14 protein-coding genes are annotated in these 18,942 nt (G+C 60.8%); 7 read left to right on the top strand and 7 right to left on the bottom strand.

Annotated elements, in window-relative coordinates; translation table 11 throughout:
- The first annotated feature begins 42 nt into the window (after nt 1–42).
- Nucleotides 43–834, top strand: a complete 792-nt coding sequence (locus tag C442_RS04905) for an HAD-IIA family hydrolase (RefSeq protein WP_008308318.1) — start codon at nt 43–45, stop codon at nt 832–834.
- Nucleotides 835–882: 48 nt separating this feature from the next.
- Here the strand turns inward: C442_RS04905 and C442_RS04910 are convergent, their stop codons facing one another.
- The 5 genes from C442_RS04910 to C442_RS04930 all read right to left on the bottom strand — a co-directional run bounded on the left by C442_RS04910 (nt 883) and on the right by C442_RS04930 (nt 6,334).
- The gene (locus tag C442_RS04910) at nt 883–1,794 is read right to left on the bottom strand and encodes a glycerophosphodiester phosphodiesterase (RefSeq protein WP_049942831.1); all 912 of its coding nucleotides are present in this window, start codon (nt 1,792–1,794) and stop codon (nt 883–885) included.
- Nucleotides 1,795–2,199: 405 nt separating this feature from the next.
- Entirely contained in the window at nt 2,200–3,339 is a 1,140-nt protein-coding gene (locus tag C442_RS04915) for an ABC transporter ATP-binding protein (protein WP_008308320.1), read from the bottom strand.
- Nucleotides 3,340–3,349: 10 nt separating this feature from the next.
- Nucleotides 3,350–4,252 (bottom strand): ABC transporter permease subunit, encoded by a 903-nt coding sequence (locus C442_RS04920; protein ID WP_049942832.1) that lies wholly within the window; start codon nt 4,250–4,252, stop codon nt 3,350–3,352.
- Nucleotide 4,253: 1 nt separating this feature from the next.
- The gene (locus C442_RS04925) at nt 4,254–5,138 is read right to left on the bottom strand and encodes a carbohydrate ABC transporter permease (RefSeq protein WP_008308323.1); all 885 of its coding nucleotides are present in this window, start codon (nt 5,136–5,138) and stop codon (nt 4,254–4,256) included.
- The gene (locus tag C442_RS04930) at nt 5,138–6,334 is read right to left on the bottom strand and encodes an ABC transporter substrate-binding protein (RefSeq protein WP_008308325.1); all 1,197 of its coding nucleotides are present in this window, start codon (nt 6,332–6,334) and stop codon (nt 5,138–5,140) included. Before C442_RS04930 ends, C442_RS04925 begins: the two co-directional genes overlap by 1 nt.
- A 439-nt stretch (nt 6,335–6,773) precedes the next feature.
- Here C442_RS04930 and C442_RS04935 point away from each other — a divergent pair, with 439 nt between their 5' ends.
- The 6 genes from C442_RS04935 to C442_RS04960 all read left to right on the top strand — a co-directional run bounded on the left by C442_RS04935 (nt 6,774) and on the right by C442_RS04960 (nt 15,732).
- Nucleotides 6,774–7,892, top strand: a complete 1,119-nt coding sequence (locus tag C442_RS04935) for an oxidoreductase (RefSeq protein ID WP_008308327.1) — start codon at nt 6,774–6,776, stop codon at nt 7,890–7,892.
- A gap of 189 nt (nt 7,893–8,081) precedes the next feature.
- A complete protein-coding gene (locus tag C442_RS04940; protein WP_008308328.1) occupies nt 8,082–9,251 on the top strand; it encodes a thiolase C-terminal domain-containing protein in 1,170 nt (389 codons plus the stop codon).
- 32 nt (nt 9,252–9,283) lie between these two features.
- Nucleotides 9,284–9,715: an OB-fold domain-containing protein gene (locus tag C442_RS04945; RefSeq protein WP_049942844.1), complete on the top strand. Its 432-nt coding sequence runs from the start codon at nt 9,284–9,286 to the stop codon at nt 9,713–9,715.
- Between the two features lie 1,371 nt (nt 9,716–11,086).
- Nucleotides 11,087–12,274, top strand: coding sequence for an orc1/cdc6 family replication initiation protein (locus C442_RS04950; protein ID WP_008308330.1), 1,188 nt, complete (start codon nt 11,087–11,089; stop codon nt 12,272–12,274).
- 239 nt (nt 12,275–12,513) lie between these two features.
- Nucleotides 12,514–13,263: a helix-turn-helix domain-containing protein gene (locus C442_RS04955; RefSeq protein ID WP_008308331.1), complete on the top strand. Its 750-nt coding sequence runs from the start codon at nt 12,514–12,516 to the stop codon at nt 13,261–13,263.
- 60 nt (nt 13,264–13,323) lie between these two features.
- Nucleotides 13,324–15,732: a heavy metal translocating P-type ATPase gene (locus tag C442_RS04960; RefSeq protein WP_080504283.1), complete on the top strand. Its 2,409-nt coding sequence runs from the start codon at nt 13,324–13,326 to the stop codon at nt 15,730–15,732.
- A 144-nt stretch (nt 15,733–15,876) separates the two neighbouring features.
- On the opposite strand, the gene C442_RS04965 is transcribed toward C442_RS04960, so the two are convergent.
- Both C442_RS04965 and C442_RS04970 read right to left on the bottom strand, forming a co-directional pair.
- A complete protein-coding gene (locus C442_RS04965; protein WP_008308333.1) occupies nt 15,877–17,115 on the bottom strand; it encodes an MgtC/SapB family protein in 1,239 nt (412 codons plus the stop codon).
- A gap of 219 nt (nt 17,116–17,334) precedes the next feature.
- Complete coding sequence (locus C442_RS04970) at nt 17,335–18,900, bottom strand: ABC1 kinase family protein (RefSeq protein WP_049942833.1); 1,566 nt, start codon at nt 18,898–18,900, stop codon at nt 17,335–17,337.
- Between the last annotated feature and the right edge of the window lie 42 nt (nt 18,901–18,942).

Here is an 18,942-nt window from a genome sequence, read left to right on the forward strand (position 1 = left end):
GCTTCTGCCGAAGCGTCACTGTTCGAGATGGAGGAACTCTAGATGACGTACACCAGTGCCATCATCGACCTCGACGGGACGATATATCGCGGGGATTCGTTAGTCGAAAACGCTGCAGAGGGGGTGCGGACAGTACGTAAGGCGGAGCTTTCGACGCTGTTCGTCACGAACAAGCCGATCGACCGGCGGGAGAAGTATTGCGAGAAACTGAACGCGCTGGGCATCGAGTGCAGCAGTGAGGACATAATCACGTCCGCCACTGCATCAGCGGACTATCTATCCGCGCAGTACCCGGAGCGCGAAATCTACGTCATCGGCGAGGACGCTCTGGTCGCGGAGTTGCGTGCCGCTGGATTGAAAACGACGTCCGACCCCGAACGAGCGGGCACTGTGATCGCATCACTTGATTTCGGTTTCGATTACCAGGCGCTACAAGATGCGCTAATCGCACTTACGGAGAACGACGCGCTTTTCGTTGCGACCAACCCGGATCGAACGTGTCCGGTAGATGGTGGTGAGATACCCGATGCAGCAGGGATGATCGGGGCAATAGAAGGAGTTACCGGGCAGGAATTGGACCAGTTGATCGGCAAGCCGTCCAACGTAATCCTTCAGATGGCGCTGGAACGGCTCGGTGGCGAGCCGGAGCGCTGTCTCATGATCGGTGATCGACTCGGGACAGACATCAGAATGGGAAACCAGGCCGGGATGGAGACGGTACTGCCGCTAACTGGCGTTACCAGTACGGCGGACGTAGAGGAGAGTGACGTGAGCGCGGACCACGTCGTGACCGACCTTTCAGAACTGGCAGCTATCGTAGAAAACGGACAGTAGGTCCGGAAACAGGGGAGTAACTGTTTCCAGGGTCTCGATACCCAATTCTCAGTCGAGCACTCCGGGGTAGTCAGCGATGATTCCGTCGACACCGGCCTCGACCAGTTTCTCCGCCTGATGCCATGTCGTTATCGTGTACGGGATTACCTTCCGACCTTCCTCGTGTGCGGTCTCGACCAGATCGATCTCGGCGAAATCCGGGTCTTCGAGATAGTAGTCCTCGTTGAAGAAGGGCGTGTTCATGATCATATTGTACGGCGGCTGGATGTACTCCGCGTCCAGGTCACGGACGATAGCAAGACCGTCCTCGATTGAATCCCAGAACAGGTACGCAATTGGAATACTGGCGTCCGCGTTTCGGACGGACTCCAGCGCAGCCTTCTGGAACGACTGGATGATAACGTCGTTTTCGTGATGCGAAAGGACTTCGAGTGCCTGTTCCGTGAACGGGTCCCAGGTCTCGACATCGGATTCCGACGCGTCGTCGTCGGGAGAGACACCAGCGGCCTTCCACTCGATGTCGAGTGGGATACTGTCCGGAGTCGCTTCGACGAACTCGTCTAGTCGGGGGATCGTCTGTCCGCTGTCACGGATTTCAGCGTTCAGAACCGTCTGCACGTCGTTCTCCCAGACGTACCCGGATTCGTCTGTCAGGTCGTCGAGCTTATCGTCGTGGAAAACGACGATTTCGAAGTCCTCACCCTTCCAGGGCTTCCCGCCCGCAGGCACGAGGTCACATTCCATCATATCGGTATTGTACTCGTGACTGCTGGGACCGCCGTACGCCGCCTGCTGAACTGCGGCGATGGTGTTTTGCGGATACAGCCCGCGGTAGCCACGGTGTGCAGCGAGGATCGGTGGAGAAGCGATAGGCGGTTCGGTACTGCTGTGATCGTTTTCCCTGCCAGCCGCAGTGCCTACAATGGAGCCCAGTGCGGCAGCAGACGTACTCTTCAGCACGGTTCGTCGGCATATGTCTGGTATTCGAACCATTCCGTGGCCTATTACCTACACAATCTATATACAACTATTGATTGCACATATCAGTATATACTATTGCGTTTTCTTGAGTTTATTTGGGTTATACAGCAGTAGAAACGGCTGCAGAGTGAATGTATATATCAATATATAGCATAAATACCGGTTGAATCCCAGCTTTGTTGAGTTGAGACTACATGTAGCAAGCTAATCGGACGGAACTGGGCTTGCACAGCGCTCTCGCTAGCAGCGGCTCTGGGACAGTGCTCTGCCACTATCCCGTGGTCGATTCCGGTCGTCGCGTTCGAGAAGACCACAGCACCGGATCGAACCGAAAGTGTCGGTGCTCGTCGCTTCTATCGGAGGATCGAGAATCGGGCGGAAAACCTAAAGAGTGCTATCGATGGGGCCAGTTTCTTCGGGTGGTTGCGCCGCCGCTGCGTGATAGATGGCCGCGCCCGTCTGTGGGTCGAACAGGTGGAGCCGCTCAGTCTCAACTGTCAACGCAACTCGGTCGCCCGGCTCGACGGCCGTTCGGGGTTCGGCGTGTAGTTTGAACTCCTGATCGCCGGTTCGACACTCCAGCAGGAGGCTATCACCGAGCGGTTCGGTGACGGTTACTTCAGCGGCGAACGAGCTTCGGTCGGCCGAATCAGCTACCGAAAGGCTCTCCGGACGAACGCCTAGCAGCGCCTGTCCTCCGGCGACTGTTTCCAAGCCGTCGCCCTCGGGTAACGGGATGCGAAACGTCGGCCCGACGGCCTCGTATTCAGTGCCATCACTGGAGATATCCACGGCGAGCATGTTCATCGCGGGGTCGCCGATGAACTCCGCGACGAACCGAGTCTCGGGGTAGTCGTACAGCCGCTGTGGGCTGTCGACTTGCTGGATGCGGCCGTCGTTCATCACCACCACCCGGTCACCGAGCGTCAGCGCCTCTGTCTGGTCGTGGGTCACGTAAATTGTCGTGGTCTCGAATTCGCTGTGGAGTTTCGCCAGTTCAGCCCGCATCTTGATCCGGAGTTTGGCGTCGAGGTTCGACAGCGGTTCGTCCATGAGGAACACCTCCGGGTCCCGGACTAGTGCGCGGCCGAGTGCGACCCGCTGGCGTTCGCCCCCGGATAGCTCGCCTGGCTTTCGGTCGAGCAGGTCGTCGATGTCGAGCACCGCTGTGGCTTCTCTCACTTGGCGGTCGATTTCCTCGTCACTGAAGTCGCCAGCCGACTTCATCCCGAACGTGATGTTCCGGCGCGCGGTCATGTGCGGGTACAGCGCGTAGTTCTGGAACACCATCGCGACGTCCCGGTCTTTCGGTTCGACAGCGGTGACATCCTCATTGCCCATCTGGATCGTGCCGTCAGTGGCCCGCTCTAGCCCGGCGATGAGCCGAAGCGTGGTGCTTTTGCCACACCCACTGGGCCCGACGACAGTCACGAACGCCCCGTCCGGGATCTGGAGGTCGATGTTTTTCACGGCGACGACACCATCGAATTCCTTCCGTACGTTCTGTAAGGTTACGTCAGTCATTGGTATCCTCTCATTTTTGTTGGATCGTAAACGTCTCCAGCAACTGTCGTCGGAACAGCACTAGCAGCGCCAGCGGTGGCAACAGGGTCAGTATCGACCCGGTCATCACCATTGACCAGGCCACTTCGCCGGTGCTGGCCTGTCCTCGAAGCAGATTCAGCCCAACCTGTGCGACCTGCAGGCTCTCAGCGTTGATGATCACCAGCGGCCAGAGGTACTGGTTCCATGTGTAGACGAACATGATCACCGAGACGCCCACGAGGACGGCACGGGACATCGGGACCAGGACCGACCACAGAAACCGCAGCGGACCGACACCGTCGACCTTTGCCGTCTCGACGAGCGAGGCCGGAATCGACAGGAAGTGCTGGCGCAGGATGAAGACGGTCGTCGCACTGGCCAGATATGGGACCGTGATAGCGAAGATCGTGTTACCCATGCCAAGCTCCGTCGTCAAGCGATACAGTGGCACAAACCTGACCGGGACCGGGAGCAAGAGCGTAAAGAGAATAAACAGGAACACGGCGTTCTTGTACGGGAACCTGTAGTAGACGATCACCAGCGCGGCCAGCAGCGACACGATCAGCTTTCCGACGACGACGGCGACAGACATCACGAACGAGTTGAGCATGTACCGCCAGAATTCGAGGCCAATGAGAGCACGCCGGTAGTTCGACAGCGCGTGGCCACCGGGTGCCAGATCGCCGATAGAGGTGACGATTCCGGCCCGCTTCGTGGAGACGAGGGCCGCGATCACCACTGGCAGTACGATCAGGAACGCGACGGTAGCCGCAAGCACATGCAGCGTGAGCTGCTCAGTCTCGAATCGCCGGATGCGCTCGCTAGTCATTCGTCCCGCAGTACGGGAGCGCTCAGCGGCAGTAGTCAACGCAGTGAGGAGTGACCCGAGCATGTTAGCCTCCGTAGTAGGCGTACCTGTCGCTCAGCCGGAACTGGCCGTACATCAACAGCCCGACAGCGACGAACAGCACCACGGACTTCGCCGAGGCGAACCCGAACTCGTAGAACTGGAAGGCGGTCCGATAGAGGTCGTAGATGAGAATGTTCGTCGCACCGGCGGGACCGCCCTTGGTCATGAGATCGACCATCGCGAACGTACCGAAGAAGCCGTAGATCGTGTTCATGATCACCAGGAACACGAGCGTCGGCGAGATGATCGGGACGTACACGCGGAGCAGTCGCTGCGTTCGGGAGACGCCGTCGAGTTCGGCCGTCTCAGTCAGCGACTCGGGGACGTTGCCGAGCGCGGCTGTCATGAAGATAACGTTGTATCCGATCTGCTTCCACACCGCTGCGATCAACACGACGACGAACGCCTGTGGACCGTTGCTGAACCAGTTGACATCGATGCCGAGAGCCTCGATGTAGCTCGTGAAGATACCGATGTTCGGGTGTGCGATGAACAGGAACACCAACCCGGCGACTGCCGGCGGCAGCGCGTACGGCCAGATAACCGCCACCAGATACAGCCCCTTCCCGACTTCGATCTCGTGGATGAGAAAGGAGACACACAGGGCAACGGCCATCACGCCGACGACGACGCACGTAGCGAACAGGACCGATAGCAGGACGCTCCGGAGGTACTCTGTGGAGCCGGCTAACCGCCTGTAGTTCTCCAGTCCGACGAACACGTCACCCCGGGCGAGTGAGGCCTGGTAAAAGCTCAGCCCTATCGCACGGACCGTCGGGTAATAGAGGAACAACAGCGACACGACCATCGTCGGTAACAGCAACACACCGGCCTGCAGGCGGTCTGTGAATACTTCGTGGGTGGACATTAGCTGTAGTATCGGTCTAGTTCGTCTTCGACGGCCGATTTCAGCTCGGAGAGCCCCTCGTCGACGCCGACCTCGCCGCTGAACAGCTCGACCGACATATCCTGAATTGTTGTCTGGACCTGCCGAGCCGGGCCGATGAGCATCCGTTTTGTCGCCGGCGTGTTCTCGGCCTGTGTCAACTGGTCAAACGCGGTTCGGTACATCGGGTTCTCCGCAAACCAGCCGTCGTTTTCGAGTTGCTCGACAGCGGTCTGTCGGATCGGGTAGTAACCAGTCCCCTTGTGCCAGGTGATCTGTGACTCCGGTCGACCCATGAATTCGAGGAAGCTGCCGATGTCGTCCTGGCGGTCCTGTGGCAGTCCGGAGGGGACGAACCACGAAGCCCCGCCGATAACTGGCCCGGTCCGGTCGCCGTCAATCGTCGGATAGAACGCGTTGTCGACCTCGAACCCGTTCTCCTCCGCGCCGGAGCGGATACCAGTGACCGATGCCGTCGAGGTCATCAACATGGCGGCTTGTCCGGTGAGGAACGTGGACGTTGCTTCCCCCCAAGCCTCTATCCCGGGGTTGCTGAACAGGCCGTTGTCTGCCATCTCGTGCCACCATTCGTACAGTGACCGGGCCGTGGCGTTGTCCGTTTGCATCGTCGTCGGCTGACCGGCGTGGCCGTTCTCGGCGTCGAGTAGCGTCTGGCCGTCGACGGAATAAAAGTGCTCGACGAACCAGACATGGTTCGGCCATGTGAGGCCGGCGTCGGTGACGCCTTCGTCGACGAGCGTCTGCGAGTAACTTCGGACTTCCTCAAGCGTGGTCGGCGGACTGTCCGGGTCGAGTCCGGCTTCCTCGAACGCCGACCGGTTGTAATAGAGGATGGCGTTGGAGTTGTTGAACGGCATCGACGTAAGCGTCCCATCGATGGTGAAAAACGAGGTCACGTTCGACAGGAAGTCATCGACCGGGTAGTCGTCGGAGAGCAAGTTCTCGACGGGCTCGACCGCGTCCGTGTCGAGGACCTGCTGTGCGAACAGACTGTCGATCTGGAAGACATCGGGGACCTCGCCGGAGTCAAGTGCGCTCAGTGTGTTCGTCAGTACCCCCTCGTAGGAGTCCTGAAAGACCAGGTTCGCGTCGATGTCCGTCTCGGACTGGAACTGGTCGACCAGCCCCTGCAGCGTCTCACCGTTGGTACCACCCATGGCATGCCAGATGGTGAGGCTGTCTTCGTCGACCGGCCGGACACTGGCACCGCTGCTACTGCTACATCCGGCTAGCCCCACGGTCCCCACCGTGAGTGCAGCCCCCGATGTTTTCAGAACCGACCGCCGCGATACATGGTCGTACCCGCCACCACTTTGAACCATACCCTTTGCCAGCAAGGCATGAAAAATGAATGATTATAATTGCTCTCTATAGCAGACAGTACGCGTATATGGGCGTCATAACCGAACGATAGACGTAGCAAGTGAGCGGCTGGCTCCCGAGTCTCCGTGCGTTTGGAGGCTCCCCAGTCACGCCGGAGTGAACACGTTCGAAGCGTGCTTCGAAATGGCAAATGTATTATCTTTTCACTCACAGGCGACTGATTCGGCGTATGCTGAACCAGCCGTTAATTGTCTTATCCGCTTACCGGGTGGTGTGACACTGTTCGACGGAACTACACTCAACGAGTTGTCGTTAGACAACCGAGTTGGCCTCGCGCCGATGACACGGGTGAGCGCCACCGACGACGGCCGTGCGACGGCGGAGATGGCACAGTACTATCAGCGGTTCGCCGACGGTGGGTTCTCTTTTCTTATTACAGAGGGGACCTATCCAGACAACGCATACAGCCAGGGGTATCTGAACCAGCCAGGTCTGGCGACCGACGCGCAGGCAGCGGCCTGGCAACGGGTTACCGAGGCGGTCCACGACGCCGGTGTCCCGATTTTCGCCCAGTTGATGCACGCCGGCGCACAGAGCCAGGGGAATCCACATATCGACGGGGAACAGACCATCGCCCCATCGGCGGTGCAACCGGACGGACAAAAGGCCGAAGCCTACGGCGGGAGCGGTGACTTCCCTACGCCGAAAGCAGCCACGGTCGACGAGCTAGCCGACATCCGTGACGGGTTCGTTACCTCAGCGCAGAACGCCATCGAAGCGGGGTTCGACGGTGTCGAGATCCACGGTGCGAACGGGTATCTGCTTCACGAATTCCTCTCGGGAGAGTTCAATCAGCGTGATGACGAGTACGGTGGTGAGCCTGCGAACCGAGTGCGCTATCCGCAAGAGGTTGTCGTTGCGGTCGACGAGGCGACACCCGCCGATTTCGTCGTTGGCATCCGTGTCTCACAGTCGACCGCCCTTGACGAGGACCACCGGTGGCCCGAAGGCGAGGACGCCGCAGCGGTGTTCTTCGAGGAACTGTCGATGGCCGGTGCCGACTACATCCACGTCACCGAACCCGATGCGACCACGCCGGCGTTTGGCGACGACGGACCGACGCTGGCCGAGGCCGCGGCTACCTACGCAGCGGATGAGACAGTCATTATCGACAACGGCGGGCTCGGAACGCCTGACGCGGCACGCGAGAAGGTCGATGCCGGTGCCGACCTAGTAACGCTGGCGACGAGCGCACTCGCCAATCCGGACTGGCCTGAGAAGGTCTCGGAGGGTGAAGAACTGACCGCATTCGACCCTGCTGAGTTCCTCGCTCCGTCCGCAGAACTCTCGGAGCATGAACTGCAGACAAGCGGTGCCTCGGCCGACGACTGAAGCAGTCTGGACACCAGATACCGCGACGCGAAAGACGGTCCGAACGCCGATTCGAGGGGTGAGTTAGATCGGAGACGAGCGACCCCGGCGGCACCTGCGATGCTATGTTCGTCGTTCGACGGCCCAATGTTTCAACTATCGAGAAAATGGGAATTACTAACTAGGCCCGCAGAGATATGGGAGGTACGAATGCCAGATCCAGTCATCGCGTCGGTCGGTGCCTCGCCGCTCGGCCGCACAGACCTCCCGGGCCGCGACCTGTTTTCGGTCGCACTTGCGGAGGCGTTCGACGACCTGCCCGACCCTGCCGACATCGTCGAGGCGGTGTACGTCGGCAACCAGTCGGAGACCTACGAACACCAGATTATGCAGGGGACGCTGCTGGCCGAGTGGGCCGGCCTCCGACACGTCCCCGCCGAGCGAGTCGAAGGGTGTGCCGCCGCGGGCGCGCTCGCGCTACGACACGCGGTCAAGGACGTCCGTAACGGCGAACACGAGGCCGTGCTCGCGTGCGGCGTCGAGAAGATGACGTCCGCGGGCACCAGCGGCGCGACGGACGCGCTTTCGGCGGCGTTCGACCGCGCCATCGAGCAGCGTTCCGGCATCACCGCCCCCAGCCAGTACGCACTGCTCGGCCAGCGGTACCTCCACGAGACCGACGCCACGGAACGCGACCTCGCCGAGATCGCAGTGAAGAACCACGCCAACGCCGCTCGCAACCCTCGGGCACAGTTTCCGAAGGAAATCGACGTCGCGACCGTCTTAGAGTCCGACCCCGTCGCCCCGCCGTTGAAGCTCTACGACTGCGCGCCTGTCGGGGACGGTGCCGCCGCTGTTCTCGTGACGACCGCCGAGATGGCGGCCGACCTCGACCAGCCGCAGGTGCGCGTCGCGGGTAGCGGGGCCTCCGCGAACAACATCGCGGTCGCCGAGCGGGACATGACCGACATCGCGGGCGCTCGGATTGCTGCCGAGACGGCCTACGATGAAGCCGGTATCGATGCTGAGGCCGTCGATATCGCCGAGGTTCACGACGCCTTCACCGTCTGCGAGGCGCTGCTCGCGGAGGCCGCCGGCTTCGCTCCCGCGGGAACGGGCTACCAGAGCTATCAGCCGCCAGCGGAGCGGGCTGACGGCTGGACAGATGTGCAGTTGAGCCCGAGCGGCGGCCTGAAGGCCCGCGGTCACCCCATCGGTGCGACCGGGCTCTTGCAGGCGCTCGAAGCCTACGAACAGCTCACGGGGGCCGCGGGCGACCGGGCAGTCGAGGATGCCGAGACGGCCCTGTTGCTCAACGAGGGGGGCGTCGCGGACGCGGTTACCGTTGGCCATGTGCTCACGACGGCGGAGGCACCATGACTGACGGCGGCCTCGATGCCAGCGGAGACAGCATGACTGACGGCGGCCTCGATGCGACCGACCCGCGGACGCTGCCGGGCTTCTTCGACGCGCTCGCCGATGGCGAACTCCTGGGCGGGGTCTGTTCGGACTGTGGACAGGTCCTGTTGCCGCCGCGACCGGCCTGCTACGCCTGTGGCAGTCGCGCCGTCGACGTCGAACCACAGTCCCCCGAGGGTCAGATCTTCTCGTACACGGCGGTCCACACGCCGCCGCCGGCGTTCGCAGCGGACGCGCCCTACACGGTCGCCGTCGTGGAACTCGCGGACGGTGGCCGCCTGCTTGGCCGCGTTGCCGCCGACTACGCCGATGTCACTATCGGCGACGCGGTCGAACTCACGGTGCGGGAGCCGACGGCCACAGAGCGTGAGGTCGCGCTCGACTACGAGAGCGACTGGCCGGTCCACGTTTTCGAACCGCGGTGAGGGGCAGGCCGACTCCACAGCGATTATCGGTGAGTGACCGGGAGCCCAGTCTGGTACGAGCGAAACTGGAGAGGGGCACTGAGGTGAGGAGACGCGCGTAATACGCTGAAAATGGTTATTAGGGCGCTGCCGGGTAGCTGACAGATGGACGGGTGACCGACAGTACGTACTGCACCACTACTCAAAACCTCTGGATACACAGCGTCTCTCCACCAGTTGTCATAATGGGTGTGTCTATTCGTGCCGGCGGTTCTCAGTCGCAACTGTGGCGAAGTCACAGGAAAAGCTCAACAGCGAGCGCAACCGCCGCCAGGAATAGCCAGAACCCGAGAACAAGTATGGTAAACCACTTTCGTCCATTCCCCGACAAACTCGGCGTTTCTGAGGGATAATACGGAGCTAATGGATTATTTGGCTGTGGTTTTTTGTCGGCCATAATGGACAATGCAGCTTCAAGTCGTATTACGGTTCTGGATTCAGTCAATCCGCACGCTTACCGAGCGGTTGTCTTACTCTCGCTCATGAATAAAGTCTACTCCGGGTATCGTCTGTCGGCGTAAGTTTGGGCCGTGTGGTTCATCGCTGTGTCGAGTCGATAGATATCTCAGCCGACTCTCTGGCTCGACTGGAAGTTGTGGATGGTCTGCCCCAACAACTGTAACAGGAATGGGTCCACACCCCCACCCCACTGGTTCCGCTGTTAGGGAATAAATAGACGGCACCACCCCCATGGGAGGGGGTGCTTTGCTATTTTGTGTTAACGCCGTACGGTTACGGTTTCTTGCCGAGGCACTTGAAGTTATTTACTAGCTCTAGAGATATTCAGGCCGCGATCTGGATAGGTCACCACCAACTTTCAGTCCTAACAGCGGAACCAGTGGGGTGGGGGTAAGGGTCGAAGAAGAGGTATCCCAAGATACTCGTCCTGTTCAGGGTGGCGAAACAGCGTGGTCCCACACCGTATACCCCTTTCCATCGAGCTAACAGCGGAAGTAGTGGGGTGGGTGTGTCGCTCTACAGCTACAATCCCGCGAAATCCTGCTGTCTAACCACTCGCAGTTACTCGATCCCGTTCCTCGACCAGGGAACTTCTCGGCTACCGCGCTAACAGCGGAAGCGGTGGGGTGGGGGAGTAGGAGGGTCGCTATCCCATTTCTCATCTAACAGCGGAAGTAGTGGGGTGGGGGAGTAGGAGGATTGCTATCCCATTTCCCATCTAACAGCGGAAGCGGTGGGGTGGGGGAGTGGTCAGTCAGGTGCCCCCTCTCATCTAACAGCGGAAGTGGCGGGGTCGCTCATTTATATACTTAACCGAACAGCGGAAGCAGCGGAACCAAAGGTTAAGACACTCCGTGTTGCAACTACACACAAATGAGCGATATTACGTTTTCGCCCACCTCCACAATATTCGAACAACGCGAGGCACTACTCGAAGAGTGGACTCCTGAGGAGCTCGTCGGACGTGACGAGGAGCTCCAGAAGTATCACGCTGCTCTCCAGCCAGTCATCAACAACGAAACTCCGTCGAACATCTTCCTGTACGGGAAAAGCGGTGTCGGGAAGACTGCTGCCACCCGATACCTCCTCTCCGCCCTGGAACGCGATGCAGCAGATGTCGACGGACTGGACCTCAGTACGGTCGAAGTCAACTGCGATGGACTCAATTCGAGCTATCAGGCCGCGGTCGCAATCGTCAATACACTTCGTGATCCAGCGAATCAAATCTCCAACACCGGATATCCACAGGCTTCAGTGTATCAATTCCTCTTCGACGCACTCGATGACCTGGGCGGCACGGTACTCATCGTTCTCGACGAAGTCGATCACATCGAAGACGATTCGCTGCTGTACAAACTTCCCCGCGCCAGATCGAACGGTGACATCTCCGAAGCGAAACTGGGCGTCATCGGTATCTCGAACGATCTCGACTTCCGCAATCAACTGTCCTCGAAAGTCCGGTCGAGTCTCTGTGAAAAGGAAGTGTCTTTCTCGGCGTACAACGCCAACGAGCTTCAGCTCGTTCTGAAACAGCGTGAGGCTGTCGCGTTTCAGGACGATGTCCTCGATGACGGCGTCATCGAAATGTGTGCTGCGTACGGCGCGAAAGACTCCGGGGACGCCCGCCAGGCTCTGGACCTCCTCCTTGAGGCCGGAGACCTCGCTCGGGAGTACGACGATGAACTCGTAACGGAACATCACGTACGCGAAGCCCGGCAGCGGCTTCAGACCGACCAGGTCGTTGAAGGTATCCGTAACTACTCCGATCACGGCCAACTCGTTCTCTATGCGCTCACCGGGCTCGCCAAAGACGATGACACGCCAGCCCGGACACGAGACATCCTGGGTGCGTATCAGGAGTTAGCCCGTGATGAGGGTCTGGACCCGGTTTCAGAGCGTTCCGTCCGTGACTATCTCGGTGAACTCACACAACTCGGAATTGTGTCCTCGACGGAGTACAACCGGGGGAAAGGCGGTGGCAAGTACAAGGAATTCGAGTTAGAGCAATCCATCAGTTCGATCAAAACGGGCCTATCAGAACTCCTGCAAAAAAGTCCGTAACCCCACCGCTTCCGCTGTTAGCCACCCCACTGGTTCTGCTGTTAGACGGAGAGCAGACATAGACAATCTCTCCGACGGAATTCCGTACCGCGAGCGACAAGCCGTTGAGATCCAACGAATGCGGGGCCCGATACCGATGACGTGCTCTGACTGTCGTCAACGCTGAGCGGAGCGTCCCGAAGTCAAGGCTGAACGGCATCGTCCCGACGTGTTTTATCGAACCGCTGCTTACGATGCGTATGCGCGAACTCGTTTTCGCTCTCGACTACGAGCCGGGCTGCAACAGGGTTGCAGACGCTCTCGCCGAACACCCCAACGTCCGTGTCCGCTCGCTCTCGCTGCACGCCACTGCTGACCGTCTCTGGCGCGTCGACCACGCTACCGGAACTCCCGAGGCACTCGACGCCATCGAAGACGCCTTTCTCACCAGCGACTACTACGCCGACTGTCTCGCCACCGAGGACTGCGGAGCCACCCAGACCACTCGCGTCCTCGACCGCGCCGACGACACGCTTGTCCTCTACTCCGACTGGGAACGCACCCCCGCCTGTGCTTCGGTTCCCCACATCGCCCGCGATCACCTCGGAGAGGGCGTGCTGTTCGAGACGCGCCATGAGGGGCATCACTATACGTGGCGGCTCATTCATTCCGGCGAGGGTGACGTGGCCGCGTTCTTCGACGACCTCGCGGCGGCAGTCGGGGAAAGTGCCCAGATGGAGATACTCCGCACTGCGGACACGACGGCGTCGATGCGAGAATCCGACGGGACACAGGGTGCCCTATCGCCGGAGCAAGAGGCCGCACTCCGGGCCGCTGTCGAGCACGGTTACTACGAGTCACCCCGAGAGGTCGACGTCGGCGAGTTAGCCGAGCACCTCGATGTCCCCCGGTCGACGCTCACCTACCGACTGCGTCGGGCTGAGGAACAGCTGGCGAAGCAGTACGTCGCGGGCAGGCGAGTGGGCGAGGAGTCCTCGGTATCACGTTGACCCATTGGGTTGGAATATTCCAACAAAACCTTATCGAACTCACGCGCCTATCATGAAGTGATGACAGAGAATCCGGATTCGACGGGTCAGGCAAGTGGGGGCGGTCAGCAACAGGAGTTGACTGTCCGCCTCACAGTTCCTGAGATGGATTGCCCCTCCTGTGCCCAGAAAGTCGACAAAAGTCTCCAGCGTGTCGACGGCGTTGTCGACACCACGCTCCAGCCGACCACCGGTACAGCCAGTGTCACGTATGATTCTGAACGCACGGGCGAGGCAGACGTAGTCAAGGCGATCGAGGGCGCTGGCTACGAGGTCGTCGGCGGCCCGGCCTCCGACGCCGACGAGCAAGCGGAGATGGGTGGCGGCGCCGATATCGCGCCGCCCTCGGAGGTCTGGACGAGTCCCCGCGCCATGAAGACGTGGATCGGCGCGGCGCTGGTCACGTTCGGTCTCCTCTTCGAGTTTCTCCTGACAGCACAGAATATCGCGGTGGCAAGTGTTCTCGGCTATCCGCTGGCCGTTGCCGACGTGCTATTTTTGGGGGCTGTCGCCGCCAGCGGCGCCCCTGTCGTCCGCAGCGGCTACTACTCCGCGAAGAATCTGAGCCTCGACATCGACTTGCTGATGGGGACGGCTATCATCGCCGCGACCGGTATCGGCTACTTTGTCGAGGCCGCGACGCTGGCTGTCCTGTTCAGCATCGCCGAGCTGCTCGAAGACTACGCGATGGACAGGGCACGGGACTCCCTGCGCGAGCTGATGGAGCTATCACCGGACGAGGCCACCGTCATGCGCGATGGCGAGGAAGTGACGGTGCCCGCCGACGAGGTGGCGGTCGGCGAGACCGTGGTCGTCCGCCCTGGCGACAAAATCCCGCTCGACGGGACGGTCGTCGAGGGCGAGAGCGCGGTCGACCAGTCACCGATTACCGGCGAGAGTGTTCCCGTGGATAAGTCCGCCGGCGACGAAGTGTACGCCGGCGCTATCAACGAAGAGGGGTACCTCGAAGTGGAAGTCACGTCGACGTCGGGCGACTCGACGCTCTCGCGCATCATCGAAATGGTACAGGGCGCACAGGCGAAAAAGACCGACACCGAGCAGTTCGTCGACCGGTTCTCGGGGTACTACACGCCGGTCGTCGTCGTGCTGGCGATTCTGACCGCCGCCATTCCGCCACTGGTCATCGCCGACCCAGTGTCAGTGAGCGTGGCCGGGTACGGCGTCACGTTCGCTGGCGACTGGCAGACGTGGTTCATCCGCGGGCTCACGCTGCTGGTGATTGCGTGCCCCTGTGCCTTTGTCATCTCGACGCCCGTCTCGGTGGTCTCGGGCATCACCAGCGCCGCGAAGAACGGCGTCCTCATCAAGGGCGGTAACTACCTCGAAGCGATGGGCCGGGTCGACGCCGTCGCCGTCGACAAGACGGGCACGCTCACGAAGGGTGAACTCGCCGTCACCGATGTCGTCCCTGCCGGCGACACCGACGCGGCGACGCTCCTCAGTCACGCCGCCGGACTGGAGCGGCGCAGCGAGCATCCGATCGCCACGGCGATCCTCGCCCGTGCAAACGAGGAGGGTGTGGACGACCGCCCCGACCTGACGGGCTTCGAGAGCCTCACCGGGAAGGGTATCCGCGGGGAGATCGACGGCGAGACGTACTACGCGGGCAAGCCCGCGCTCTTCGAGGAGTTTGGCTTCGATCTCTCGCGGGCCCGCCGCGACCCAGACGGTGTCCCCGGGAGCGGAGCGACCGGAGCCTCGTCAGCGCATCGGTCTGACGGTGGCATCGTGCCGGAAGAAACGGCTGCGTCCGACGACGGGGCGTTCGCCGAGGATGCACTCGCCGCACTGGAGCGGGAGGGCAAGACGGTCGTTATCGTCGGGACGGAGTCGAAGCTGCTGGGTGCCATCGCTATCGCCGACGAGGTACGTCCTGCCTCGAAACAGGCTGTCGAGCGCTTACACGAGCTTGGTGTCGAGCGGGTCGTGATGCTGACAGGCGACAACGAGGGTACTGCCCGCGCTATCTCCGACGCGGTCGGTGTCGACGAGTACCGCGCCGAACTCCTGCCGGACGAGAAGGTCGATGCAGTCGAGGAGTTGCAGGCGGAGTACGGCGAGGTGGCGATGGTCGGCGACGGGATCAACGACGCGCCCGCGCTCGCCACCGCGGAGGTCGGTATCGCGATGGGCGCTGCCGGCACCGACACCGCGCTGGAAACGGCGGACATCGCACTGATGGGCGACGATATCGGGAAGCTCCCCTACCTGTACGAGCTGTCACACACCGCCAACGGCGTGATCCGGCAGAACATCTGGGTGAGCCTCGGCGCGAAGTTCCTGCTCGCACTGGGCGTCCCACTGGGACTTGTGAGCGTCGCGCTCGCGGTCGTGGTCGGCGACATGGGGATGAGCCTCGGCGTCACCGGAAACGCGATGCGGCTGTCGCGGATCGAGCCGGACCGGTAATTCGATGTCTGAGTTCCGCCAGCCCAGCACTTACGTCCACAGACTGTTTGCGGGCTTCTCGGCACCTCGGGCGTTCATAGGCAGCCCTTTCAGGGCTTTCAGACGCGTTTTTCGGGACCGATGTGGCTTCGGTGGCCCAACGGATTAGAGGACGACGACAGCGATGCCGGCGGCGGCGACGATTCCAAGAGCGACCGTCACTCGCCGGCCCAGTTCGACCGTCCCCAGTAGCCACGCGAGTCCGGCTTTCGTGAGCGTATTCGCGATAGCGCCGATGACGATGCCGGTAGTCGCTACTTCGGGCGAGATCTCACCGTCCGCTTCGAGTGCGCTCAGCGTGAGCGTGATCGCATCGACGTCAGCGAGCCCCGAGAGGAACGCAGTCGCATAGATACCCGAATCGCCGAACCAGGTATTCGCGGACTGAGACACGAGGAGCACGATAGCGAAAACAGCGCCGAAAAACAGTGCCGGTCGGAGACGAAACGGGTTCTTGAGATCGGTCTCGACCGCGGACTCTGTCGTCGATCGCCAGTAGACGATGCCGGCGATACCCACGCCGACACCAGTCATTACTCCAAGCGGAACGACGACGCGAGGGAGTAAGGCCGGGTTGACGACGGCGACTTCGACGAGTGCACGCGGGAACATGACGATCGATGCGACGACAATCGAGAACGACCCGATCTTGTAGAGTTCGGGAGTTTCACTGATCCGTTCGGCCATCGAGACCGTCGTCGCGGTCGAAGAGACGAACCCGCCGAGGATTCCCGTGAGGGCGATCCCCCGCTTGGCTCCGAGAAACCGGCTCAAAATGTAGGCAACGAAGCTCAGGCCGGTGACAAAGCCGACCATCAGCCAGATGAACCGGGGATTGAGACCGAATAGGACATCGAGTTCACGATCAGGCAGGATCGGCAGCACGACCGCCACGACGAGGATGAATTTGAGCGAGGCACGGCGTTCACGCTCGTCGATCTGGTCGACGAAACTGTGGATCGTCGGTTTCGCAGACATGAGGACAGTGACACTCCCGCCGAGAATGATCGCGAACAGCATCCCGCGTTCGGAGGACACTGCCAACGCACCCAGAAGGACAGTGAGCAAGGCAGCGGTCACCGTCGTGAGTCCGATATCCCCTTCAGTCAGCACTTTCCCGGCATACGCGACGGTCAGGGGGACTGCAATAGCGAGGACAGTGACGGGCAAGAGGCCAGGAAAGAACGCCTGGGCGGTTGCGCCGACGAGGGCAAACAGCGGAAACGTCCGGCTGCCAGCGAACGTCCCCCCAGATTTCGCCTGTTCCCGCTCCAGTCCGATGAGAGCGCCAATACCGAATGCAACGAGGAGACGAAGGAGAAGCGAATCGATGATCGCGACCATTCTCTAGGGGTTCATGCCTCCAAGTTGTCAAACTTCGGGTGTGAGAGCCGGCATCGGTCGTCTGCTGTGGCGACTACGGAGCCGTGCTCGGTTTTTCCCTGATGACCGGAGAACTGCGCGAGCCATTCCGGATGAGCCGACTACACCTGTGCCGTCACCTGCATTCCGACTCTCGGTCGGATCGCTGTTTGTTCTTCTGGAGACCCGGTGAGGCAGGAGCTACGACTCGATGTCGACGAGGTAGACGAGGAGAAAGCCGGCGGCGACGGCAAGTACTGGGATCTCGTACGGACGCTGGTGAAAGGACAGAATCGCTGCTGCCACGATGAGCGCTCCGGCGATCACCGCGTAACCGAGATTCCGCTCCCCCATTCCATGTCCATCAGCCGGTTCCGTACGGACGACCAGTTCACCCCGTTCGAGCCGATACAACGTTCGGTCGACTCGTGACGGGACCCGTGCCAGCGCGGGAAGCGACCGGCGCACGTCCGCCCACGTTTCCTCGATGATTGCGTCGAATTCACTCTCGATGAGGCCCTGTTCGACGAGAAACGAGCGAACAGCGGCGAGGAAATCGAACTCCGGATCGAGCTGTCGACAGACGCCCTCACCGACGGTCCCGACCCGGATGAGTAGCATCACGTCCGGCGGAATCCGAAACGGGAACGCACGGAGGGTCGTCGTCAACTCCGTAATAATCTGCCGCCAGGTGATCTCCGACTGGCCTTCGAGGTTCTCGATGACGAGTTCGAGCACTCGGCCGACCTCGGCGCGGTTGACGTGTGGTTCGAGGACATCGAGCGCGATGAGCGCGTCCACCAGGCCGTCCACGTCTCGACGGACGAGTGCCCGATAGAGGGCGATGATATCGTCCTGAACCGTCGGTGGCAGGCGTTCGCTCATGCCGAAATCGAAGAGTAACAGACGGCCGTCGTCTGTGACGCCGAGGTTGCCCGGATGGGGGTCAGCGTGGAACACGCCGTCGACGAGACCCATCTCCAGGTACACAGTGATGATCCGTGTCGCCATCTCGTGTGGCGTCACGTCGATATCATTGAAGGCGTCGTCGTCGGTTATTTTCCGACCGGTCAGATACTCCATAGCTAACACACGCTCCGAGCACAGGTCTTCGTAGATGGCAGGGATGACGACTCGCTCATCGTCGTCGAAGTTCTCCCTGATATCGGCCATGATCGTCGCTTCACGCTTGAAATCCAACTCGTTCAGGATGATGTCTTCAAAATCGTCAGCCGCGTTTTGGATCGAATACTGCTGGCGTTCGGTAGCGACGGGCCGAATCAGCGGAAGCAGCCCCCGGACCACCCGGAGGTCACGCGTTATCACGGGTTTCAATTCGGGACGTCGAACTTTCAGTGCGATTCGCTCACCCCGATAGTCTGCCGTATAGACGTACGCGAGCGACCCGCCGGCGACCGGTTCGAGCGTCGACTGATCGAGTTCGTCGCCCAGTTCTTCCGCGACGACGTGTTTTGGATCTCCCCCTGTGCCCTCTGGCACTTCGTCCTGAAGGGTTCCGAAAACGTCGGCGTACACCGGTGGAACGATATCGGGGCGTGTCGAGAGGACTTGCCCCACTTTGATGAATGCCGGTCCGAGTTCGAGCATCGTATCCCGGATACGCTCGGCTCGTTGTCGATGGCTCTCGTCTGGAACCTGTCTTCGTGAGCCAAAAAGGACGAACCGCCGACGGTCACGGAGAAATGCCAGTGCAAAGGGTAGAAATCGGACGATGACAACCAGATACCGGCGAAACAATCCGTTCATCTCTCGAAGCGAAAACGGCCGAGTGGCGTCAATTGGCAGTGC

The sequence above is a fragment of the Haloarcula amylolytica JCM 13557 genome (assembly GCF_000336615.1).
Classification (GTDB): Archaea; Halobacteriota; Halobacteria; order Halobacteriales; family Haloarculaceae; genus Haloarcula; species Haloarcula amylolytica.